Annotated in this window: 18 protein-coding genes; 8 read left to right on the forward strand and 10 right to left on the reverse strand. The window is 73.5% G+C overall.

Translation table 11 applies throughout. From position 1 onward, the window contains the following. Positions 1–85 precede the first annotated feature (85 nt). Together AGRA3207_RS22005 and AGRA3207_RS22010 are read right to left on the reverse strand one after the other, a co-directional pair. The gene (locus AGRA3207_RS22005; RefSeq protein ID WP_231328925.1) at positions 86–730 is read right to left on the reverse strand and encodes a LuxR C-terminal-related transcriptional regulator; all 645 of its coding nucleotides are present in this window, start codon (positions 728–730) and stop codon (positions 86–88) included. Next, the gene (locus AGRA3207_RS22010) at positions 694–1995 is read right to left on the reverse strand and encodes a sensor histidine kinase (protein WP_231328926.1); all 1302 of its coding nucleotides are present in this window, start codon (positions 1993–1995) and stop codon (positions 694–696) included. The genes AGRA3207_RS22005 and AGRA3207_RS22010 overlap by 37 nt, the downstream gene beginning before the upstream one ends. Before the next feature lie 212 nt (positions 1996–2207). Here AGRA3207_RS22010 and AGRA3207_RS22015 point away from each other — a divergent pair, with 212 nt between their 5' ends. Further along, positions 2208–4442: an MMPL family transporter gene (locus AGRA3207_RS22015; RefSeq protein WP_231328927.1), complete on the forward strand. Its 2235-nt coding sequence runs from the start codon at positions 2208–2210 to the stop codon at positions 4440–4442. 80 nt (positions 4443–4522) lie between these two features. Here the strand turns inward: AGRA3207_RS22015 and AGRA3207_RS22020 are convergent, their stop codons facing one another. Beyond that, on the reverse strand, positions 4523–5365 hold the full coding sequence (locus AGRA3207_RS22020; RefSeq protein WP_231328928.1) for a polysaccharide deacetylase family protein: 843 nt from the start codon (positions 5363–5365) through the stop codon (positions 4523–4525). Between the two features lie 84 nt (positions 5366–5449). Here AGRA3207_RS22020 and AGRA3207_RS22025 point away from each other — a divergent pair, with 84 nt between their 5' ends. Continuing rightward, positions 5450–6346 (forward strand): ABC transporter permease, encoded by an 897-nt coding sequence (locus AGRA3207_RS22025; RefSeq protein ID WP_231328929.1) that lies wholly within the window; start codon positions 5450–5452, stop codon positions 6344–6346. Here AGRA3207_RS22025 and AGRA3207_RS22030 read toward each other — a convergent pair. Genes AGRA3207_RS22030 through AGRA3207_RS22040 form a run of 3 tightly spaced genes read right to left on the reverse strand, consistent with a single transcriptional unit; the run spans position 6237 to position 8417 of the window. After that, positions 6237–6641: a RidA family protein gene (locus AGRA3207_RS22030; protein WP_231328930.1), complete on the reverse strand. Its 405-nt coding sequence runs from the start codon at positions 6639–6641 to the stop codon at positions 6237–6239. The two genes, AGRA3207_RS22025 and AGRA3207_RS22030, sit on opposite strands and share 110 nt — an antisense overlap. A gap of 4 nt (positions 6642–6645) precedes the next feature. Beyond that, a complete protein-coding gene (locus tag AGRA3207_RS22035) occupies positions 6646–7395 on the reverse strand; it encodes an IclR family transcriptional regulator (RefSeq protein WP_231328931.1) in 750 nt (249 codons plus the stop codon). Next, positions 7392–8417, reverse strand: coding sequence for a sugar kinase (locus AGRA3207_RS22040; RefSeq protein ID WP_273699604.1), 1026 nt, complete (start codon positions 8415–8417; stop codon positions 7392–7394). The genes AGRA3207_RS22035 and AGRA3207_RS22040 overlap by 4 nt, the downstream gene beginning before the upstream one ends. Before the next feature lie 125 nt (positions 8418–8542). On the opposite strand from AGRA3207_RS22040, the gene AGRA3207_RS22045 reads away from it, so the two are divergent. The 4 genes from AGRA3207_RS22045 to AGRA3207_RS22060 all read left to right on the forward strand — a co-directional run bounded on the left by AGRA3207_RS22045 (position 8543) and on the right by AGRA3207_RS22060 (position 13648). Continuing rightward, on the forward strand, positions 8543–9799 hold the full coding sequence (locus AGRA3207_RS22045) for an amino acid deaminase (protein ID WP_231328932.1): 1257 nt from the start codon (positions 8543–8545) through the stop codon (positions 9797–9799). Then, entirely contained in the window at positions 9799–11388 is a 1590-nt protein-coding gene (locus AGRA3207_RS22050) for an N-acyl-D-amino-acid deacylase family protein (protein ID WP_231328933.1), read from the forward strand. Before AGRA3207_RS22045 ends, AGRA3207_RS22050 begins: the two co-directional genes overlap by 1 nt. Positions 11389–11428: 40 nt before the next feature. After that, a complete protein-coding gene (locus AGRA3207_RS22055; RefSeq protein ID WP_231328934.1) occupies positions 11429–12898 on the forward strand; it encodes a GntP family permease in 1470 nt (489 codons plus the stop codon). A 153-nt stretch (positions 12899–13051) separates the two neighbouring features. Then, positions 13052–13648 carry a hypothetical protein gene (locus tag AGRA3207_RS22060; protein ID WP_231328935.1) on the forward strand — a complete coding sequence of 199 codons (597 nt, stop codon included), beginning with the start codon at positions 13052–13054 and terminating at the stop codon, positions 13646–13648. A gap of 27 nt (positions 13649–13675) precedes the next feature. On the opposite strand, the gene AGRA3207_RS22065 is transcribed toward AGRA3207_RS22060, so the two are convergent. From AGRA3207_RS22065 to AGRA3207_RS22080, 4 genes are all read right to left on the reverse strand, one after another. Further along, complete coding sequence (locus tag AGRA3207_RS22065) at positions 13676–14305, reverse strand: TetR/AcrR family transcriptional regulator (protein WP_231328936.1); 630 nt, start codon at positions 14303–14305, stop codon at positions 13676–13678. Positions 14306–14645: 340 nt separating this feature from the next. After that, complete coding sequence (locus AGRA3207_RS22070; protein ID WP_231328937.1) at positions 14646–15512, reverse strand: helix-turn-helix transcriptional regulator; 867 nt, start codon at positions 15510–15512, stop codon at positions 14646–14648. 54 nt (positions 15513–15566) lie between these two features. Further along, entirely contained in the window at positions 15567–17210 is a 1644-nt protein-coding gene (locus tag AGRA3207_RS22075) for an AMP-binding protein (protein ID WP_231328938.1), read from the reverse strand. Further along, positions 17207–18889, reverse strand: coding sequence for an AMP-binding protein (locus tag AGRA3207_RS22080; protein WP_231328939.1), 1683 nt, complete (start codon positions 18887–18889; stop codon positions 17207–17209). The genes AGRA3207_RS22075 and AGRA3207_RS22080 overlap by 4 nt, the downstream gene beginning before the upstream one ends. A 267-nt stretch (positions 18890–19156) precedes the next feature. On the opposite strand from AGRA3207_RS22080, the gene AGRA3207_RS22085 reads away from it, so the two are divergent. Continuing rightward, positions 19157–19435 carry a DUF1905 domain-containing protein gene (locus AGRA3207_RS22085; protein WP_231328940.1) on the forward strand — a complete coding sequence of 93 codons (279 nt, stop codon included), beginning with the start codon at positions 19157–19159 and terminating at the stop codon, positions 19433–19435. Between the two features lie 183 nt (positions 19436–19618). Beyond that, on the forward strand, positions 19619–21097 hold the full coding sequence (locus AGRA3207_RS22090) for an alpha/beta fold hydrolase (protein WP_231328941.1): 1479 nt from the start codon (positions 19619–19621) through the stop codon (positions 21095–21097). Positions 21098–21107 lie beyond the last annotated feature (10 nt).

Below are 21107 nucleotides of genomic sequence, written 5' to 3' on the forward strand. Positions count from 1 at the left end.
GCGGAGCAACATACTGCACCCGCGCAGCCCGGATCCCGCCCAGCGCGCCCGCCCCGTCCCGCCTCCCGGCGGCCGGGCGTGGCCCTCAGCGGTTCAGGTAGGCCAGGACGGCGAGGACCCGCCGGTTGTCGTCGCCGGTGACCGGGAGGTCGAGCTTGGCGAAGATGTTCGCGGTGTGCTTGGTGACGGCCCGCTCGGTGACGACGAGCTTCTCGGCGATCGCCGCGTTGGAGCGTCCCTGCGCCATCAGTTCGAGGACCTCCGTCTCGCGGGGGGTGAGACGGCCGAGCGGGGAGCCGCGGGTGTTGCTGGCGACGAGGCGGGAGATGACCTCGGGGTCCATGGCCGTCCCGCCCGCGGCGACGCGCCGGACGGCGTCGACGAACTGCGCGGCGTCGAACACCCGGTCCTTCAGCAGGTAGCCGATGCCGCCGGTGCCGTCGGCGAGCAGCTCGCGCGCGTACAGCTGCTCGACGTACTGCGACAGCACGAGGACGGGCAGGCCCGGGACCCGGCGGCGCGCCTCCAGCGCCGCCTGGAGCCCCTCGTCGGTGAAGGACGGGGGCAGGCGCACGTCGACCACCGCCACGTCCGGGCGGTGGTCGAGCAGTGCCCTCAGGAGCGAGGGGCCGTTGTCGACGGCGGCCGCGATCTCGAAGCCGTGCGTCTCCAGGAGGCTGACCAGGCCCTCCCTCAGGAGGGCGAGGTCTTCGGCGAGGACAACGCGCACGGCAGCTCCAGGGTGACGATGGTCGGGCCGCCCACCGGCGAGTTGAGGGCGAGGACGCCGTCGAATGTACCGATCCGGCGTTCGATCCCGCGCAGCCCGGTGCCGCCGTCCAGCGTGGCGCCGCCGCGGCCGTCGTCGGTGACGGTGACCCGGAGCATGCCGCGCTCGTGCCGCAGGTCGATCCAGACGCGGCCCGCGCCCGAGTGCTTGGCCGCGTTGGTGAGGATCTCCGAGACCGCGAAGTAGGCGGCGGACTCGACGGGCGCCTCGGGGCGCCCGGGCAGGTCGACGGTAACCTCGACGTCCAGCGGGTGGTCGAGCGCGAGGGCCTTGACGGCGTCGCCCACGCCGCGGTCGGCGAGCACCGGCGGGTGGATGCCGCGGACGAGGTCGCGCAGCTCGTGCAGCGCCTTGGCCGACGAGGCGCGGGTCTCGGCCAGCAGCGTCCGCGCCTTCTCCGGGTCCTTGTCCAGCAGATGCTCGATGGCGCCGAGGCTCATCCCCATCGCGACGAGCCGGGCCTGCGCGCCGTCGTGCAGGTCGCGCTCGATGCGGCGCAGCTCGGCGGCGGAGGCGTCGACGGCGACCGAGCGGCTCTCGGACAGGTGCCGGACGCGCAGCGCCAGCCGCGACTTCTCGGTCGGGCCGAGCACCGCGCGTCCCCAGCGTCCGTATACGGCCATCATCTTCGGGCCGATGAGGAAGCCTACGGCGACGCAGACGGTCGCGACGACCACGGTGGAGACGAGCCGCCCGGCGTCCCGGTCGTAGCCGCCGTCGACCTCCACCCAGGCGTACCACTCGCTGCCGCCGTAATGGCCGATCATCCCGCCGGCGAACGCTGCGAGGAAGTAGCCCCAGAGCCCGTACAGGACGAGCAGCCCGGGCAGCGCCGCCGTGAAGACCACCACGATCGGGTCGGCGACGATCCACAGGTAGTCCCGCCAGGTCGCCGGGTCGCTGATCATCGCGATGAAGCGCTTGAGGCGGCCGGCGATCCCCGGCTCCGGGTCGGGCTCGGGCAGGTAGGGCCGCTCGATCCGCACCCCGGTCCACGCGGCGATCGCCTTGCGGTACACGTCCGCCTGGCCGCGCATCAGCCGTGCCGCGGACGGGAACAGCAGCACCCCGAGGGCGCCGGTGATCATCGAGACGACCGAGATGAACCAGATCCCGACGAACGTCGCGGGGATGCCGAGCAGCATCAGCCCGAGCCCCCGCCAGGGGGCCTTGAGGTGCTGCTCGCGCCTCGTCTCCTTCACCATCCGAACATCCACCGGGTCCTCCGTACGCCTCGCTCCGCTGTCCGGAGTCCAGTTTCCGGTGAGCATCGGTCCAGCACAGTGTGCCCCGGACCCGGATGCGAGGTGTACCCAAGTGCACCCCCCGGAGGCCGTCTAGAGCCATGTCCCGGAGGTGCGCGGCTTCCTAGCGTTCATGGGTGTCACCCCGAAACCGAAACCCCCAGGGGACCCCCATGAAACGGAACCTCGCCGCCGTGCTCGGCGGCTGGAGCGCGCGCCATCGCATGGCGGCGATCCTCGGCTGGCTGCTGTTCGTCGTCCTCGCCTCGGTGCTCGGCGGGATGGGCGGGCAGGTCACGATGGACGACCACGAGCAGGGCACCGGGCAGTCGGCGCGGGCGGTGCGGATCCTCGACGAGGCGGGGATCGAGGACCCGGACGAGGAGACCGTGCTGGTCTCGGGCGGCGCCCACGCCGCGGGCTCGCCCGAGATGGCGCGCGCCGTCGCCGCCGTCCGGGCGAACGTGCGGGCCACCGGCGTGATCACCGGCATGCGGCCGGACGTGGTGTCCGCGGACCGGCACCACGTCATCGTCCAGTTCACGCTCAGGGAGGTGCCTGACGGGGCGCCGGACCCGCTCCCGGCGGTCGAGGACGCGGTCGGGAGGGCGCAGCGCGCCAACCCGTCGGTGCGGATCGGGCAGTTCGGCGGCGCGAGCGCGGACGCCTGGTTCGAGAAGGCGCTGGGCGGCGACTTCAAGCGCGCGGAGATGACGGCCCTTCCGCTCGCCCTCGGCATCCTGCTGGTGGCGTTCGGGGCGCTGCTGGCGGCCGTCCTCCCGGTGGTGCTGGCGTTCACGGCGTTCCTCGCGGCGGGCGGGGTGCTGGCCGTCGCCAGCCACGCCCTGCACGTCGACGAGACGACGAACTCGGTGATGCTGCTGATGGGCCTCGCGGTCGGCGTCGACTACTGCCTGTTCTACCTCCAGCGCGAGCGGGAGGAGCGGGCGAGGGGACGCGACCGGGAGACGGCGCTGGCCGTCGCGGCGGCCACCTCGGGGCGGTCGGTGCTGGTGTCGGGCCTGACCGTGATGGTGGCGATGGCGGGGATGTTCCTGTCGGGGCTGCTGCTGTTCAAGGGCTTCGCGCTCGCGACGATCCTCGTCGTGCTCATCGCGATGCTGGGCTCGGTGACCGTCCTGCCGGCCCTGCTGTCCCTGCTCGGCGACAAGGTCGATTTCGGCCGGATCCCGATGCCGCGGCGCCGCCGCGGGGAGGCCCGCGGAGTGCACCGGGAGACCCGCGGGGGCGTGGTGGCGGCGCTGCTGAAGCCCGTCCTGGCGCGCCCCGGCATCGCGGCCGTCCTGTCGGCGGGGCTGCTGCTCGCGCTCGCCGCGCCCGCGCTCGGGATGCGGACCGAGCGCCTCGCGATCGACCAGCAGATCCCGCCGGGCGAGCCGATCGCGCAGACGTACACGCGGCTGAACGCCGCGTTCCCCGGCAACCCCGAGCCCGCGCAGGTGGTGGTGAAGGCCCGTGACATCGACGCGCCCGAGGTGCGGGCGGCGATCGCCGAGCTGCGGCGGCGGGCCGTGGCGTCCGGGGAGATGAACGAGCCGATCGACGTCACCGTGCACCGGCGGGAGGACATCGCGGAGATCGAGGTGCCGCTGGCGGGGGCCGGCGCCGACGCGACCTCCGAGCACGCGCTGGAGACGCTGAGGGAGAAGATCGTCCCGGAGACGGTCGGACGCGTCGCGGAGGCCCCGGTCACCGGGCAGCTCGCGTGGAGCGTCGACTACAACGCGCAGCTCCGCGACGCCATCGTGCCGGTGTTCCTGTTCGTGATGGGCATCACGTTCCTGCTGATGCTGGTCTTCTTCCGCTCGGTCGTGATCGCGGCGAGCGCGATCGTGCTCAACCTGCTGTCGGTCGGCGCCGCGTACGGGGTCATGGTGGCGGTCTTCCAGCACGGCTGGGGGGACTCGCTGGTCGGGACGCGCGGCGCGGGCGCGCTGGAGTCGTGGATCCCGCTGTTCGTGTTCGTGATCCTGTTCGGGCTGTCGATGGACTACCACGTGTTCGTCGTGTCGCGGATCCGCGAGGCGCACGACCGGGGCGTCCCCACCTCCCGGGCCGTCGCGGACGGCGTGCGCTCGACGGCGGGCGTGGTCACCGGTGCCGCCGTCATCATGATCGCCACCTTCGGGATCTTCGCGACGCTGTCGATGCAGGACTTCAAGCAGCTCGGGGTGGGTCTGGCGGTGGCGGTGCTGATCGACGCGACGGTCGTCCGCGTGGTGCTGCTGCCCGCCGTCATGTCCCTGCTGGGGCGCGCGAACTGGTACCTGCCGCGCTGGCTGGGCTGGCTGCCCCGCGTCTCGCACGGTGACGGAGGGGAGGGCGGCGAGGACGTCCTCCTGGAGCCGCCCGCCGGGGTGCGGGGGCCGCCCGTCCCGCAGATATAGGACGAACCCCACTTCCCGAGGACGGCTTGGTCGCCGGGCTCCGCGAACCGGAGCCCGGCGTCCGGTCGCAGCGCCCGGCGTCAGAGCGCGACGAAGGTGAGGCCGCGCTTCTTCAGCTTCGGGATGACGGTCTTCAGCGCGGAGAGGGTCTGCGAGCGGTCGCCGCCGCCGTCGTGGCACAGCAGGATGTTGCCCGCCTTCGCGCCGAGCATCGACCTGCGGATGTGGCCGACGCCCGGGCGGGCCCAGTCGCGCGGGTCCACCGTCCAGTCGATCGGCAGCATCCCGTGCTCCTCGGTGAGCTCCAGGACGTTCTCCGACCACGCGCCGCCCGGCGAGCGGAAGAACTGCGGCACGACGCCGGTGACGTCGGCGATCTTGTCGTGCGCGTCGACGATTTCCTTGCGGACCTTCTTCTTCGACATCTCCGCGATGGTGATCGGGTGCGTCATCGTGTGGTTGCAGATCTGGTGCCCGGCGTCGGCGATGCGGCGGGTGAGCTTCGGGAACTCCTCCACCTGCTCGCCGATGATGAAGAACGTCGCCTGGATCCGCTCCTCGGCGAGCAGGTCCAGCACGCGCGGCGTCCACAGCGGGCTCGGGCCGTCGTCGATGGTCAGCGCGATCGAGTCCGGCGGCGGCGCGGGCGACAGCTGCGTCAGCTCGCGGACGGGCGTCTCCGAGGCGGTCAGCTTCGCGGGCGTCCACGGCGCCGGACGCGGCGTCGGGGTGGGCGTCGGCGTCGGCGTCGGGCTCGGATGGATGAACGGCCGCGCGCGCGGGGTCGGCGGGGCCTGCGCGGTCCCGCCGGAGGGCCGCGACGAGTGCGCCTCGTCCGCGCCGAGTGCCGCGAGCCCGGCGGCCGCGCCCATCAACCAGAGCGCTTTGCGGCGAGATGTCCCGCCTGCCTCCTCATCCTCCACAAGTCCCACGCTATCGGGGTTTTAAGCGGGTAGGAGACTGCTATGAGATCACAATCATCCCCATCGGGATGAGGTGCGGCGACCATGCAGGTGGCGGGGCAGGTGGACGCCGCGCCGGAGATCGGACCGGTCCTGGCGCTCGTCCTGGTGGCGCTCGCGGCGGGGGCCGGGGTGCTGGCGCGCCTCGGCGGCCTCGGCCTCGGACGCGACATGGTCGTCGCCGCGGCGCGCGCCGCGGCGCAGCTCACGATCGTCTCCCTCGTCATCGCGGCGGTGCTGGGCAGCGCGGGGTGGACGGCGGCGTTCATCGCGGGGATGCTCGTGGCCGCCACCGCGACGGCGGGCCACCGCGTCACCGGCTCCGCCCTCGGCTCCGGCTGGTGGACGGCCCTGCCGCTGGCCGCCGGGGTCGCGCCCGTGCTCGCGCTGCTGCTCGCGTCCGGGCTCGTCCCGGCGCGTCCGGTGGCGGTGCTGCCGATCGCCGGGATCTTCATCGGCGGCGCCATGTCGGCGACCGGGCTCACCGGCCGCCGCGCGCTGGACGAGCTCGTCACCCGCCGCGGCGAGTACGAGGGCGGGCTCGCGCTCGGCCTCCCGGCACGCGACGCGGCGCTGGAGGTGTGCCGTCCCGCGGCGGCGCTCGCGCTGTTCCCCGTCCTCGACCAGACCCGCACCGTCGGGCTGGTCACGCTGCCGGGGGCGTTCGTCGGCGTGCTGCTGGGCGGCGCCGGCCCGGTCGAGGCCGGGGCGACGCAGCTCCTCGTCCTCATCGGCCTGCTGGCGATCGAGGCCGTCGCGGTGCTCATCACCCTGGAGCTGGTCGCCACCGGCCGTCTCACCGCGCCCGCGGACGGGGACCGCGGCCGGGGGCTCAGCCGACGCAGGCCAGCGCGTCGATCTCGACGAGCATCGCGGGATGTGGGAGCTCCACGGCGACGGTCGTCCGGCAGGGGAGGACGCCGCTCGGGCAGTTCTCCTTGACGAACTCCGCGTACACCTCGTTCATGTCGGCGAAGTGGTCGCGCGTCGTCAGGTAGACGCGGAACATCAGCACGTCCTCGACCCCGGACCCGCCCGCCTCCAGGATCGCCTTGACGTTCTCCAGGACGCGCCGTGTCTGCGCCTTGACGTCGCCGGGGTGGACGTACTCGCCCGTTGCCGGGTCCTGCGGCGCCTGGCCGGAGACCTGGAGCAGGGGTCCCTTGCGGACGCCCTGCGAGAAGGCGAAGGCGGCGGCGGGCGCGCCGTCGGTGCTCACCTGTGTCTTGTCGCCCATGCGTTCAGTTCCCTTCGGTGAAGCCGCAGTCGGCGGAGATGGCGCGGGTGGTCGCGAGGAGGTCCGGCAGCAGCGCGAGGACCTCGTCCCGGCCGAGCACGACCTCCGGCACGGAGATGGAGACGGCCGCCACGACCCGCCCGGTCGCGTCCCGGACGGGCGCGGCGACGCAGCGGATGAACGTCTCGTGCTCGGCGTCGTCGAACGCGTGGCCCTGGCGCGCGACGCGGGACAGCTCGTCCAGCAGCTCGCGCGGGCCGGTGATGGTGCGGCCGGTGAACGGCGTGTACTCGATCTCCCCGGCGACGCGGCGGCGGCGCTGCTCCGGCAGGTCGGCGAGCAGCACCTTGGCGATGGCGGTCGCGTGCAGCGGCATACGCAACCCCACCCGCGAGTACATGCGGATCGCGTGCCGGGAGTCGTACTTGTCGAGGTAGACGACGTCGCCGCCCTCGTACACGCCGAGGTGGACGGTCTGGCCCGTCGCCTCGTTCAGCCGCGCCAGGTGCGGCGCGGCGACGCCGCGGACGCCGCGCTGCTCCAGCGCCGCCCCCGCCAGCGCGAACAGCCGCGAGCCGAGGTGGAAGCGGTGGTCGCCGTCGCGGTGGACGAACCGCTCGCCCTCCATGGTGCGGACCAGCCGCAGCACCGTCGTCTTGTGGACGCCGACCTTCGCGGCCAGCTCGTCGAGGGTGCGCGGCCCTTCGCCGAGCTCGCCGAGGATGACGAGCGCCCGCCCGAGGCTCTGGCTCACCGTGTCCCCTCCTCCACCTGCTCCGCCCGCGGCGGGCGGGCGACGCCGGACGCGCGCACCGTGGTCGCCGCCCAGACGCCGGGGGAGGCGTGCAGCAGCTCGTCCACGAGGGCGGGCGGCGGCGGGGGGCCGTGGTCGCCGGGCACGACGAGCGTGGCGGCGGCAGCGAGGTGGCCGAGCCGCAGGCAGCGCCGCGGGCCGTACCCGCGCAGCGTGCCGGCGAGGTAACCGGCGGCGAACGCGTCGCCGGCGCCGACCGGCTCGACGACCTCGACGTCCAGGGCGGGCGCGGTGACGGCCGCGTCGCGGGTGAGGGCCGTCGCGCTGTGCGCGTCGTCCTTGACCACGAGGGTCGCCGGCCCGGGCAGCAGCGCGCGCAGCTCGCCGGGGTCGCCGGTGCCGAGCACGTCGGCGGCCTCGTCGGCGCCGAGCAGCACGATGTCGGCGGCGTTCAGGAGCGGCCGCAGGACGGACGGGTCGCGCCGCCGCCACAGCGCGGGCCGCCAGTTCAGGTCGAAGCTCACCAGGCGGCCGGGGCGGCGGGGGCGCAGCAGCAGGGCGCGCGTGAGCTCCAGGGCGGAGTCGGAGAGCGCGGCGGTGATGCCCGACAGGTGGACGAGCCCCGCGGCGTTCAGCAGCGGCCCGGCGTCGGGGTCGTCGAGCACGGACGGGCCGATCGCCGATCCGGCCGAGCCGTCGCGGTAGTAGTGCAGGACGCTGCCGCCCGGCCCGGCCTCCTTGACGTACAGCCCTGTCGGGCGGCGGGGGTCCACGGACACGCCGCGGACGTCGACACCGCCCGCGGCGAGGTCGCGGACGACGCGCCGCCCGAAGCCGTCGTCGCCGACGCGCCCGATCCACGCGGCGGGGACGCCGAGCGCGGCGAGCCCGCGCGCGACGTTCGCCTCGGCGCCGCCGGACGCGGGGCGGAAGGAGGGGACGTCTTCGAGCGGTCCCGGACGGCCGGGGAGGAGCACCGCCATCGATTCGCCCACGCAGGCGGCCGCAGGCAAGCCTTCCATCGTCCTCTCTCCCCGAGGCGGTCATGATCGGCGCTCGACCGTTGACCGCCACCCGGGGGCGATGTTACAACCGCAACAGCACATAGCGCAATTAACGCTGCATATCGTGCAATCTAGGAGGTCACATGAGCCCGGGGATCGATGCCGACGCGGTGGACGCGCTCGGCCGCGAACGGCTCGACTGGCGTTTCAAGGCGATCCCGGCATCGGCGCACGGGATGTCGGTGGCGGAGGTCCGTGACACCCGCATACCCCTGGAGGACTTCGGCACACCACTGCTGACGCTGGACGCCGGGGCGCTCGACCACAACGTCCGCGCGATGGCGCGCTGGGCGGACGCGGCGGGCGTCGCGCTCTGCCCGCACGGGAAGACGACGATGGCCCCGCAGCTGTGGCGGCGGCAGCTCGACGCGGGCGCCTGGGGCATCACGCTGGCGAACCTGCCGCAGGTGCGGGTGGCGCGCGCGTTCGGCGTCCGCCGCGTCCTGCTCGCCAACGCGCTGCTCGACCCGGCCGGGCTGGCGTGGATCGCCGGACGGCTGGAGGCGGACCCCGACTTCGACTTCCTGTCCTGGGTCGACTCGGTGCGCGCGGTCGAGCTGATGGACGACGTGCTCCGCGCCGCCCGCGCGCAGCGCCCGGTGCAGGTGTGCGTGGAGCTCGGCGGCCCGCACGGCCGCACCGGCCTCCGCGACGCCGGCGCCGCACGCGAGGTCGCGGACGCGGTCCGCAAGGCGCCGACCCTCCGGCTCGCCGGGCTCGCGGGCTACGAGGGCGCCCTCGCGCACGACGCGTCCGACGAGGGGCGCGCCTCCGTGGACGTCTACCTGCGCCGCGTGGCGGACCTGTTCGGCCGGCTGGAGTACGAGACGGACGAGCCCGTCGTGACGGCAGGCGGCAGCTCCTTCTTCGACCAGGTCGCCGAGGTCCTCGGCGGCATCGGCGGAAGGCTGGTGCTGCGGTCGGGCGCGTACATCGTCCACGACGACGGCTTCTACCGGAACATCTCGCCCTTCTCACGCGGCGTGGGCGACGGGCCGCTGCGGTCGGCCATGCACGGCTGGGCGCGCGTGGTGTCCCGCCCGGAACCGGCGCTCGCGCTGCTCGACGCCGGCAAGCGCGACCTCCCGTTCGACGAGGGCATGCCCGTGCCGCAGTTCGTCCGCGGCAAGGGCACCGCGCCCGTCGAGGGGGCCCACGTCACCGCCCTCAACGACCAGCACACGTTCCTCGCCGACTCCGCCGCCGAGGTCGGCGACGTCGTCAGGCTCGGGCTGTCGCACCCCTGCACGGCGCTCGACAAGTGGACGCTGATCCCCGTCGTGGACGACGCCGCCGCCGAGCGTCCCGAGGTCGTGGACCTGGTCAGGACCTGGTTCTGATGCCCGGCACCGTCTTCCGCGGCGCCACCGTCGTGGACGGCACCGGAGCGCCGGGCCGCGTCGCCGACGTCGCGGTGTCCGGCGGGCGGATCGCCGGGATCGGGCGCGGACCGACCGGCGGGACCGTCATCGACGCGGACGGGCTCGTCCTCGCGCCCGGGTTCATCGACATGCACGCCCACTCCGACCTGGCGCTGCTCGCCGAGCCCGGCCACCTCGCCAAGGTGGGACAGGGCGTCACGACGGAGGTCATCGGCCAGGACGGGATGTCCTACGCGCCCGCCGACGACACCACCCTCCCGGAGATCCGGCGCACCATCGCGGGCTGGAACGGCGACCCTCCCGGCTTCGACTGGACGTGGCGGAGCGTCGGCGAGTACCTCGACCGGCTCGACGAGGGCATTGCCGTCAACGCCTGCTACCTCGTCCCGCAGGGCGCGGTCCGGCTGCTGGCGATGGGCTGGGAGGACCGTCCGCCGACCCCTGCGGAACTCGACCGGCAGCGCGAGCTGGTCGCGACCGGCATGCGCGAGGGCGCGGTCGGCATGTCCAGCGGACTGACCTACGTGCCCGGCATGTACGCCGGCACCGACGAGCTGGCCGAGCTGTGCCGCGTCGTCGCGTCCCACGGCGGCTTCTACGCGCCGCACCACCGGTCGTACGGGGCGGGCGCGCTGGAGGCGTACGCCGAGATGGTCGAGCTGTCGCGCCGCACCGGCTGCCCCCTCCACCTCGCGCACGCGACGATGAACTTCGGCGTCAACCGGGGCCGCGCGCCCGAGCTGCTCGCCCTTCTGGACGAGGCGATCGGCGCGGGCTGCGACATCACCCTCGACACCTACCCCTACCTGCCGGGCTCCACGACCCTCGCCGCGCTGCTGCCGAGCTGGGCCGGGGAGGGCGGCCCGAAGGCGCTGCTCGGCCGGCTCGCCGACCCCGCCGAGCGGGCGCGCATCCGGCACGCGATGGAGGTCGAGGGATCGGACGGCTGCCACGGCGTCCCGGCCGAGTGGGAGACGATCGAGGTGTCCGGCTCCCCGAACCGCACCGTCGTCGGGCGGACGATCGCCGGCCTCGCCGCGGAGACAGGCCGTCCCCCCTTCGAGGTCTTCTGCGAGCGGCTCGTCGCCGACGACCTCGCCACCACGATCCTCCAGCACGTCGGGCACGAGGAGAACGTCCAGGCGATCATGCGGCACCCGTGCCACACCGGCGGCAGCGACGGGCTCCTCGCCGCCGCGAAGCCGCACCCCCGCGCGTGGGGCACCTTCCCCCGCTACCTCGCGCGGTACGTCCGCGAGCTGGGCGTGCTGTCCCTCGAAGAATGCGTCGCGCACCTCACCGGACGTGCCGCGCGGCGCCTCCGGCTCGACTCCCGCGGGCTGGTCCGGGCCGGGTACCACGCCGACCTGGTCCTGTTCGACCCGCAGACCGTCCGCGACACCGCCACGTTCGACGACCCCCGGCGGCAGGCCGGCGGGATCCCTTACGTCCTCGTCGGGGGGACCGCCGTCATCGCCGACGGCCGCCCCACCGGCGCGCTCCCCGGCCGCGCCCTCCGCCGCGCCCCCGACGGCACGACCCGCTGACCCGCTCCCCCCTCGCCCCCACCCCCGAGAGGTCAGGTCCATGGTCCACTGGCTGCAACACGAGACGGGCGGCCTCCTGCTGCTGTGCGCCGCGTCCATCGCGGTGCTGCTCCTCCTCATCATCAAGGTCAGGCTGGAGCCGTTCATCGCGCTGATCATCTCCAGCCTCGCGCTCGCGCTCGCCGCCGGGCTCGGCGTCGAGGAGATCGTCGGCACCGCGCTCAGCTCCAAGAAGTCGCTGCTGGAGACGGGCTTCGGCGGCCTGCTCGGGCACATCGCGCCGATCGTCGGCCTCGGCACGATCCTCGGCGCGATCCTGGAGCGGTCCGGCGGCGCCGACGTGCTCACCCGGCAGCTGCTGGCCGTGGCGGGCGAGCGGGGCGCGCCGCTCGCGATGGGCCTGGCCGGGCTCATCTTCGGGATCCCCGTCTTCTTCGACGTCGGCATCTTCGTGCTGGCGCCGCTGGTCTACATCACCGCCAGGCGCGGCGGGCGCTCCCTCGTCCTGTACGCGCTGCCGCTGCTGTCCGGGCTGTCGATGACGCACGCGTTCCTGCCCCCGCACCCCGGCCCCGTCGCCGCGGCCGGGCTGCTCGGCGTCCCGCTCGGCTGGCTCATCGTGTTCGGCCTCGTCTGCGGCGTCCCCGCGTTCCTCGTCTCGGGCGTCGCGTGGGGCGCGTGGATCGGCAGGCGCGTCATCGTGGAGGTGCCCGAGGAGTACGTCCTCGCCGAGAAGGACCGGGCGGAGCACGAGGACATCGACACGGCGCCCGAGCACGCCGACACGGTGCCCGAGGACGCCGACACGGTGCCCGAGAACACCGGCGCGGCGCCCGAGCCCGAGCCGTCCCTCCTGCTGGTCGGGCTGATCATCGCCGTGCCGCTGGTGCTCATCCTGCTCGCGACCTTCGGCACCGTCTGGTGGGAGGACGGCCCCGCGCTGCCGGCCCTGACCTTCCTCGGCAACCCCGTCGTCGCGCTCACCATCGCGGTGCTGCTCGCGATGTACCTGCTCGGCATCCGCCGCGGCATCCCCGGCGCGGAGCTGTCGGAGGTCGCGACCCGCTCGCTCCGCCCGATCGGCATGATCCTGTTGGTCATCGGCGGCGGCGCGTTCTTCGGCGCGGTCGTGTCGGCGACCGGCGTCGGCAAGGCGCTCGCCGACACCCTCTCCGACGCGGGACTGCCGGTGATCGTGCTGGCCTACCTGATCGCCTGCGGGCTGCGCGTCGCGCAGGGCTCGGCGACCGTCGCGATCGTCACCACCGGCGGGATCGTCGCGCCGCTCGTCCAGGACAAGGACTACTCCGACCCGCACGTCGCGCTGATCGCCATCGCGATCTCCGCGGGCTCCATCATCGCCTCGCACGTCAACGACGGCGGCTTCTGGATCATCTCCCGCTACTTCAACATGTCCGTCCGCGACACCCTCAGGACGTGGACGGTCCTGGAGACGATCCTCTCGGTCGTCGGGTTCGGCATGGCCGCCCTGCTCAGCACCTTCATCTGACCGTCCACGCGAACGCCCCGGCACGGCCTGCTGTACCGATGAAGGCGCGCGGGCTGGGTCGTCGCCCGCGCGCCTCGGCTCCTAGCGTCGTGAGCGCACGGACGGCGGGGGGCGAAGGGAAGCCCCTCCGCCCACTCGTCCAAGGAGGGGCACGTGAGAATGAGAGCGCTCATCACCACGGGGGCCACCGCAGCCGGCCTGCTGCTGGGACCCGCCGCTGCCGCCGTCGCCGCGCCACCGCCGTCACCGTCCGCGGCGCGCGTCGCCGACGAGCACACCTTCGACTTCGAGAGCGGCACCGAGGGCTGGGTCGCAGGGAAGGACGACAGGCTCCCGGACGGCACCGTGACCTGGTCGTCGAAGCAGGCCAAGAGCGGGACGCACAGCCTGGAGTTCTGGCTCGACGGGCTCCAGGACGACGGCACCCTGTGGGTGTCGCGGGAGCTTCCCGTCCCGCCCGGCCGGACCAGCATCGACGTCGAGATGTCCTTCTGGGTGTGGAGCGCGTCCGACACGCCCACCATCAGCTGGTGGGTCGTCGCGCAGGCGGGCCGCACCGCTCCCACCCAGGAGGACGACTTCACCAAGCTGGAGTACGCCGAGCACGCCGGCTGGCACCCCTTCACCTATCGCACGACCATCGACACCCGTGGCCTCAGTACCTTCCACGCCTCGTTCGGCCTCTCCGTCACCTGGGAGGACGACACCCGCGTCCACAACTTCGACCTAGCCCAAATCAAGGTCACCTGACCCCCGGACGCTTCGCCTTCCGGGCGGTCAGCGTTCTAGGAGGGAGCGGACGTGGGCGAGGATCGGGGCGCACAGGCCGGGGAGCGTGGCGTGCTCTCCCATCGCCACCTTCCCGGTCACCAGCGAGGCGACGCCGCCGATCAGCATGCGGCACGCGAACTGCGGGTCGGGCAGGGTGCGGAAACGCTCGTCCTCCACCAGGAGCGCGGTGACCGTCTCCACGAACCGGCGCTGGACGCCGATGCGCAGCACCGCGGCCGCCGGGTCCGCCGCGTAGATCTCCAGCAGGAACGTGCGGGCGGCCGCCGCGTCCACGGCCAGCTCCCGCAGGTAGGCGCTCAGCGCCCGCTCGAACCGCTGCATCAGCGGCGCGTCGGCGGCCTGGAGGGCCTCGTGGACGACGCCGACGATGCGGTCGGCGGCGGCCTGGTAGGCCGACAGGAAGCACTCCTGCTTGTCGGCGAAGTGCTCGTAGAACGTCTCCCGGGACACGTGCGCGCGCTTCAGCACGTCCGCCACCGAGGTGCGCGTGTAGCCCTTCTCGCCGACGGCCTCCGTCATGCTCTGGAGCAGCCGTTCCCGCTGGGACGCGCTGACCTGCTCGCGGGTGAGGTGATGGCGCCCGCGCGGCAGCGGGCAGCGGCCGTCGGAGTCCATGTGCCAAAGCTACCAACCGGAGGGTGCCGGGAGAACAATTCCAACATCACGAACATCGGTGTTCGCAGGTGTTACGGTGCTGTCTGCAGATCGGGGGCGGACGCCTCCGCCCGGAGACCGGGTGGGGCGGCCGAGCGATCATGGCCCGGCGCAGCCGGCCCGTGGTGACCGTTCCGATCAGGCAGTGCGCCACGGGGGCCGATCTGCTCTGGTCGTCGCGTGCGCCGCGTGGGCGCTGACCCCGTCGCCGGGCCGGATCGCCGGGGACCGCCCACGCCGCCGGAGACCGCCCCGCCACCGCGCGGCGGCTGCCGGTGCCGCCCCCGGAACGGGCCCGTGGTCAGGGCAGCAGGCCCGCGCGGCGGGCCGCCGTCACCGCCTCCAGACGGGTGTGGCTGTCGAGCTTGCGCATCGCCGAGCGCAAGTAGCTCTTCACGGTCTCCGGGAGCAGCCCGAGACGCCGGGCGGCCTCGGCGTTCGTGCAGCCGAGCGCGACATGGGACAGGACGTCCAGCTCCCGCGGCGACAGGACGGGACGGCCCGGCACGTCCGGTGCGTCCAGCCCGGCGGCGGCCAGCCGCAGCGCCGCCTCGCGCAGGCGGTCCCGGGTCGGCGCGTCGGGGACGTCCTCGGCCAGCGCCCGCAGCTCGGCGTGCACGGCCCTGACCTCCTCCCACCGGGCCGCCGACGATCCCGCCGGGTCACGGCGGGCCCTGGCGAGCGCCTCGTCCGCCCGGTCCTGGACGGCGAGGTCCTGCTCGACGTCGCGGGCCGCCTGCACCGCCGCGCCGACCACACGGTCGGCGAGCGACAGCGGCTCGCGCAGCGCCCCGTACAGGACGCCGCGGACCGCGCGCCGCACCACCACCGGCACGGCGACGATCGACAGCAGGCCCTCCCGCGCGACCGGCCCGTCGTAGTCGTGGCTGATGGACGCGGCGCACGGGTAGTTGCTCACCCACGCCGGGCGGCCGAGCGCCATCGCCTTGCCGCCGAGCCCGCTGCCCTGCCGCACCACCAGCCCGTCGAGCGAGTCGGTGGTGTTGCCCACCAGCTCGGTGATCCGCAGGCTGTCGCGCCCGCTCAGCGCCCCGCCGAACACCATCGGCAGCCCGGTCGCGCGGTGCAGCGACAGCACCGCCGACCTCACCGCGCCCTCATCGCCCCGCGCCCCCTGGGGGCCACCTCCCGGCAACGGCGTGTTCATGTAGTGCAGCATCCCCCGAACGCCTCCCTCTCGGAAGGTCACCGGGTGGAAAACTCACGCCGTGGGCGGCGGGTCCTTCAGGCCGAGGATGCCGATCGCCTCGGCGCGCATCTGCACCTTGCGGACCTTACCGGTGACCGTCATGGGGAACGCGTCCACCAGATGGACATAGCGGGGGATCTTGAAGTGGGCGAGCCTGCCCCGGCAGAACTCCCGCAGCGACTCCGCGGTCAGCCCGGCGGCGCCGTCGCGGAGCCGCACCCACGCCATCAGCTCCTCCCCGTACCGGTCGTCCGGGACGCCGATGACCTGCGCGTCCACGATGTCGGGGTGGGTGTAGAGGAACTCTTCGACCTCGCGCGGGTACACGTTCTCGCCGCCGCGGATCACCATGTCCTTGATGCGGCCGGTGATGCCGACGTAGCCGTCCTCGTCCATCACCGCGAGGTCACCGGTGCGCATCCAGCGCGCGGCGTCGACGACCTCGGCCGTCCGCTCCGGCTCGTCCCAGTAGCCGAGCATCACCGAGTAGCCGCGGGTGCAGAACTCCCCGGGCACGCCGCGCGGCACCGTGACGCCGGTGACCGGATCGACGATCTTGATCTCCAGGTGCGGGTGGACGGTCCCGACCGTCGTGACGCGCCGTTCGAGGGAGTCGCCCGCCCGCGTCTGGGTGGACACCGGCGACGTCTCGGTCATCCCGTAGCAGATCGCGACCTCGTCCATCCCGAGCCGGTCGATGACCTGCCGCATCACCTCCACCGGGCACGGCGACCCCGCCATGATCCCGGTGCGCAGCGCGGACAGGTCGAGGGCGGCCCCCCTCGCGGCGAGGTGCCCGAGCATCTCGATGAACATCGTGGGCACGCCGTACAGTGACGTGCAGCCCTCCGCCGCGACCGCCTCCAGGGTGGCCTCCGGGTCGAACGCGGGCGCGGGGATCACCACGCACGCGCCGTGGCTGGTCGCCGCGAGGTTGCCCATCACCATGCCGAAGCAGTGGTAGAAGGGGACGGGCACGCACACCCGGTCCTCCTCGTCGTAGCCGCACAGCTCGCCGACGAAGAAGCCGTTGTTCAGGATGTTGTGGTGGGAGAGCGTCGCGCCCTTGGGGAAGCCCGTCGTCCCCGACGTGTACTGGATGTTGATCGGGTCGTCCGGACTCAGCGTCGCGCCGATCCCGCCGAGCACCGCCCGGTCGCCCGCCCGGCCCGCGTCCACCAGCGCGTCCCACTCGCCGGTGCCGAGGAACAGCACCTCCTCCAGCGCCGGGCACTTCGGCGCGACCTCCGCGGCCATCACCCGGTAGTCGGACGTCTTGAACGCGGGCGCCGCGACGAGCGTCCGGACGCCCGCCTGTTTCAGCACGAACTCCAGCTCGTGGACGCGGTACGCCGGGTTGATGGTGACCAGGATCGCGCCCAGCTTCGCCGTCGCATATTGGACGAGCATCCATTCCGCGCGGTTCGGCGACCAGATCCCGACCCGGTCGCCCTTGACGACGCCCAGGCCGCGCAGCCCGAGCGCGACCGCGTCCACGTCGGCGCCGAAACCGTCGTAGGTCCAGCGCCGTCCCGTCGCCCGTTCCACGAGGGCGTCGCGGTCGGCGGACGACGCGACCGTGCGGTCGAGGTTCGCGCCGATCGTCTCGCCTAGCAGCGGGACCGCGGAGGCGCCCGAGGCGTACGCGGGTCTCACCGCAGGTCCTCCTCGCGGAACTCCCCCTCCGGCCGGTCGTCCGCGCCCGGGTGCTTGCCGATCTCGCTCGTGCGCAGCTCGACCCGGCGGATCTTCCCCGAGATCGTCTTGGGCAGCTCGCCGAACTCCAGCCGCCGCACCCGCTTGTACGGCGACAGCCGCGCCCGGCCGTGCTCGAAGATCGCCCTGGCGGTCGCGGCGTCCGGCTCCCAGCCGGGGGCGAGCGTCACGTACGCCTTCGGCACCGCCAGCCGCACCGGGTCGGGGGACGGCACCACCGCCGCCTCCGCCACCGCCTCGTGCTCGATCAGCACGCTCTCCAGCTCGAACGGCGAGATCTTGTAGTCGGACGCCTTGAACACGTCGTCGGCGCGGCCCACGTAGGTGATGTAGCCGTCGGCGTCGCGGGAGCCGATGTCGCCGGTGTGGTAATAGTCCCCGGACATCGCCTCCTCGGTGCCCTCCTCGTCGCCGTGGTAGCCCGCCATCAGCGCGAGCGGACGGTCCTCCAGCTCCAGGCAGATCTCGCCCTCGTCGCCGATCCGCCCGGTGGCCGGGTCGATCAGCGCCACGCGGTAGCCGGGCGCGGGCCGTCCCATCGACCCGGGCTTGACGGGCTGGCCCGGCGTGTTCGCGATCTGGACGGTCGTCTCCGTCTGCCCGAACCCGTCCCGGATCGTCCGGCCCCACGCGTCCCGCACCCGCTCGATCACCTCGGGGTTGAGCGGCTCACCGGCCGCGACGACCTCCCGGGGCGGTGTGGACAGCCGCCCGAGATCGGCCTGGATCAGCATCCGCCACACCGTCGGCGGCGCGCAGAAGCTCGTCACCCCGCACCGGTCGAGCGTGTCGATCAGCCGGCCGGCGTCGAAACGCGTGTAGTTGAAGATGAACACGCACGCCTCGGCGTTCCACGGCGCGAAGATGTTGCTCCACGCGTGCTTCGCCCAGCCGGGCGAGGAGATGTTCAGGTGGACGTCGCCGGGCCGCAGCCCGATCCAGTACATCGTCGACAGATGCCCGGCGGGATACGAGGCGTGGGTGTGCTCGACCAGCTTCGGCTTCGCCGTCGTGCCCGAGGTGAAGTAGAGCAGCAGCGGGTCCCGCGACATCGTCAGCCCGTACGGGGAGAACTTCTCCGGCTCCTCGTAGGCGTCCTCGAACCGCAGCCACCCGTCCACGGGGCCGCCGACGGCGATCCGCGTGAACTCGCCGTCCAGCCCCGCGAACTTCCCGGTGTCGGCCGAGCCCGCCACCACATGGCGGGCCCGTCCCCTCGTCAGCCGGTCCTGGAGGTCCGCGGGGCCGAGCAACGGCGTGCACGGGATGAGGACGGCACCGAGCTTCATCGCCGCGAGGACCGTCTCCCACAGCTCGACCTGGTTGCCGAGCATCAGGATGATCCGGTCGCCGCGCCGCACGCCCGCCGCCCGCAGCCGGTTCGCGACCTGGTTCGAGCGCCGCGACATCTCGGAGAAGGAGTACCGGGCCTCCGAGCCGTCCTCCTCGACGATCCACAGCGCCGGGGCGTCGTTGCCCTCGGCGTTCTTGTCGAACCAGTCCAGCGCCCAGTTGAAGCCGGTCAGCACCGGCCAGCGGAACTTCTCGTACGCGGTCGCGTAGTCCTCGCGATGTGCGAGCAGGAAGTCGCGCGCCGCGCGGAACTCGACTGCCGGCATGGAGGGGTCCTTTCTTATCGCGTCACCCTCGGCGGTCGGGCGCTGGCGCGCCCTCCCTCCGGTCTTCGGTGTAGGCGCTGGGTCGGTCTGATGGGATCGTCGTCGGCTGTCCTGTCGGGCGCCACCCCCGGATGGGGGGTGGCGTCCGAGAGTGTCCTACCCAGGGGCGACGGCAGTCGATCTGAGAAAAGCGTGCCCCGGGAGCGATGACTTTCGCGGACGAGCGCGGTCATATCCGGTGGAACTTCGGCACGAGGAGGAGACGGCATGGGCACGGCACTGGACAAGCGTTTCACCGCGAACCTGCAGAAGAGCCCCAGCAAGGGCGGCTGGACGTACGTGATCTGGCCCGAGTCGGCGGAGTTCTTCGAGACGCGCGGGCTGGTCAAGGTCCGCGGGACCATCGACGGGCACCCGTTCGAGGGCTCCTTCATGGCCCTCGGCGACGGGAACCACAAGCTCGCGGTGAAGGCCGAGCTGCGGCGGGCGATCGGCAAGGACGTGGGCGACGACATCACCGTCCACCTGAAGGAGCGCGTCCGCTAGGAACGGCGGGAACCGGACGCCGGTGGCCGGACGGAGGGAGCCGGACGGTGGGGAGCCGGACGGTGGGGAGCCGGACGGTGGGGAGCCGATACGCGCGGCGTCCCGGCTCCCTCTCCGGTAGCGGGCACGGTCTACCCGCGCCGGGCGATGCGCGTCCGGGTGCGCGGCGGCCATCGTCGGGGTATGAGGCAGATCTTGAGGAAGGCCGGCGTGCCGGTGGCCGTGCTCACCGCCGTCACGGCCGTGGCGGCCGGCGGCGTCGGCGCCGCGTCGGCGCGGGAGGCCGCGCCGGAGTGCGCCGGCGTCTCCGGCGCGGAATGCGGAACGATCCAGGTGCCGCTGGTGCGGTCACGACCCGATCTGGGACGGACGACGGTCGCCTACGCGGTGATCCGGCATCGGGACACGTCCCGTCCGGCGAAGGGGACGGTCACCGTCAACCCGGGCGGGCCGGGCGACTCGGCGCTCGCCTACGCCCCGATGTACGCGGAGAAGTTCCGCGACCTGCTCCGCGACCACGACATGCTGCTCGTCGAGCCGCGGGGGGTGGGCCGCTCCGGGTCCGTCGACTGCGGGTTCGGCGACGCGCTGCCCGCGACCCGCGACGGCCTCGTCCGCGCGGCCGGGGCGTGCGGCGAGGCCCTCGGCGAACGCGCCCGCGGGTACACCACCGCCGAGACCGCCGACGACATCGACGCCGTCCGCGCCCGGCTGGGGATCGGCGGCCTCGACCTGTTGGGCGAGTCGTACGGCACCTACCTGATGACGGTCTACGCGCAGCGGCACCCGCAGCGCGTCCGGTCGATCGTGCTGTCCAGCGCCTACCCGGTCGACTTCGACATGTGGGCGCGGCCGAACGTCCGCGCCGCGCGCCGCACCCTCAAGCTCGTCTGCGACCGCAGCGGGGCCTGCGACGGCGACCGCGTCCTGCGCGACGTCGCCCGCCTCTCGGCACGGCTCGGCGAGCGGCCGATCCCCTACGAGCTGGAGAACGGCGAGCGGCGCAGCCTGGACGCCACCGCGCTGTCCGCGATCGTCTACGGCGCGGCCACCGCGGCGCCCGAGGGCATCGGGACCGTCCCCGCCATGGTCCGCGACGCGCTGCGCGGCCGCACCGCGGCGCTGGTCGGCGCCGCTCGCGAGCTGGCCCCGATGAGCGGCTCGTCCGCCCCCGCCGAGGAGCCGTTCAACCCGGCGCAGTCGATGGCCGTCATGTGCAACGACTACCCGGCGCTGTGGGACCGCGCCGCACCGGTCGCCGCCCGGCTCCGGCAGTTCCAGGCGGGACGCGCCGCCCTGCCCGAGCGCGACTTCTGGCCGTTCGGCAAGCAGGCGTGGACGAGCGCCATCACCGACCGCGGGAACACCTGCCTCCGCTGGCCCGACCGGCACGGCACCGGGCAGGCGGCCGGTCCCGTCCCCGACGTCCCGGTGCTGGTCGTGTCCGGGGACCTCGACCCCAACACCCCGACCGAAGAGGGACGGCTCGCCGCCCGCCGGTTCCCCCGCTCCACCGTCGTGGAGGTCCCGAACGTCGGGCACGTCGCGGAGAAGGAGCCGTCCGGATGCGTCGCCGGGATCGAGACCGGTTTCATCCGCGCCCAGAAGCCGGGCGACACGTCCTGCCTGGCCGCCATCCCGGCCGTGCCCGTCGCCTCCTAGAAGGTCCTCG

This window comes from Actinomadura graeca (genome assembly GCF_019175365.1).
Classification (GTDB): Bacteria; Actinomycetota; Actinomycetes; order Streptosporangiales; family Streptosporangiaceae; genus Spirillospora; species Spirillospora graeca.

Excerpts from the sequence above, each read along its gene's own strand:
- AGRA3207_RS22010 (WP_231328926.1), bottom strand. The coding sequence starts at position 1,995 with ATGGTGAAGGAGACGAGGCGCGAGCAGCACCTCAAGGCCCCCTGGCGG.
- AGRA3207_RS22055 (WP_231328934.1), top strand. The coding sequence starts at position 11,429 with ATGGTCCACTGGCTGCAACACGAGACGGGCGGCCTCCTGCTGCTGTGC.
- AGRA3207_RS22015 (WP_231328927.1), top strand. The coding sequence starts at position 2,208 with ATGAAACGGAACCTCGCCGCCGTGCTCGGCGGCTGGAGCGCGCGCCAT.
- AGRA3207_RS22025 (WP_231328929.1), top strand. The coding sequence starts at position 5,450 with ATGCAGGTGGCGGGGCAGGTGGACGCCGCGCCGGAGATCGGACCGGTC.
- AGRA3207_RS22085 (WP_231328940.1), top strand. The coding sequence starts at position 19,157 with ATGGGCACGGCACTGGACAAGCGTTTCACCGCGAACCTGCAGAAGAGC.
- AGRA3207_RS22070 (WP_231328937.1), bottom strand. The coding sequence starts at position 15,512 with ATGAACACGCCGTTGCCGGGAGGTGGCCCCCAGGGGGCGCGGGGCGAT.
- AGRA3207_RS22050 (WP_231328933.1), top strand. The coding sequence starts at position 9,799 with ATGCCCGGCACCGTCTTCCGCGGCGCCACCGTCGTGGACGGCACCGGA.
- AGRA3207_RS22030 (WP_231328930.1), bottom strand. The coding sequence starts at position 6,641 with ATGGGCGACAAGACACAGGTGAGCACCGACGGCGCGCCCGCCGCCGCC.
- AGRA3207_RS22040 (WP_273699604.1), bottom strand. The coding sequence starts at position 8,417 with ATGGAAGGCTTGCCTGCGGCCGCCTGCGTGGGCGAATCGATGGCGGTG.
- AGRA3207_RS22045 (WP_231328932.1), top strand. The coding sequence starts at position 8,543 with ATGAGCCCGGGGATCGATGCCGACGCGGTGGACGCGCTCGGCCGCGAA.
- AGRA3207_RS22065 (WP_231328936.1), bottom strand. The coding sequence starts at position 14,305 with ATGGACTCCGACGGCCGCTGCCCGCTGCCGCGCGGGCGCCATCACCTC.
- AGRA3207_RS22090 (WP_231328941.1), top strand. The coding sequence starts at position 19,619 with ATGAGGCAGATCTTGAGGAAGGCCGGCGTGCCGGTGGCCGTGCTCACC.
- AGRA3207_RS22080 (WP_231328939.1), bottom strand. The coding sequence starts at position 18,889 with ATGCCGGCAGTCGAGTTCCGCGCGGCGCGCGACTTCCTGCTCGCACAT.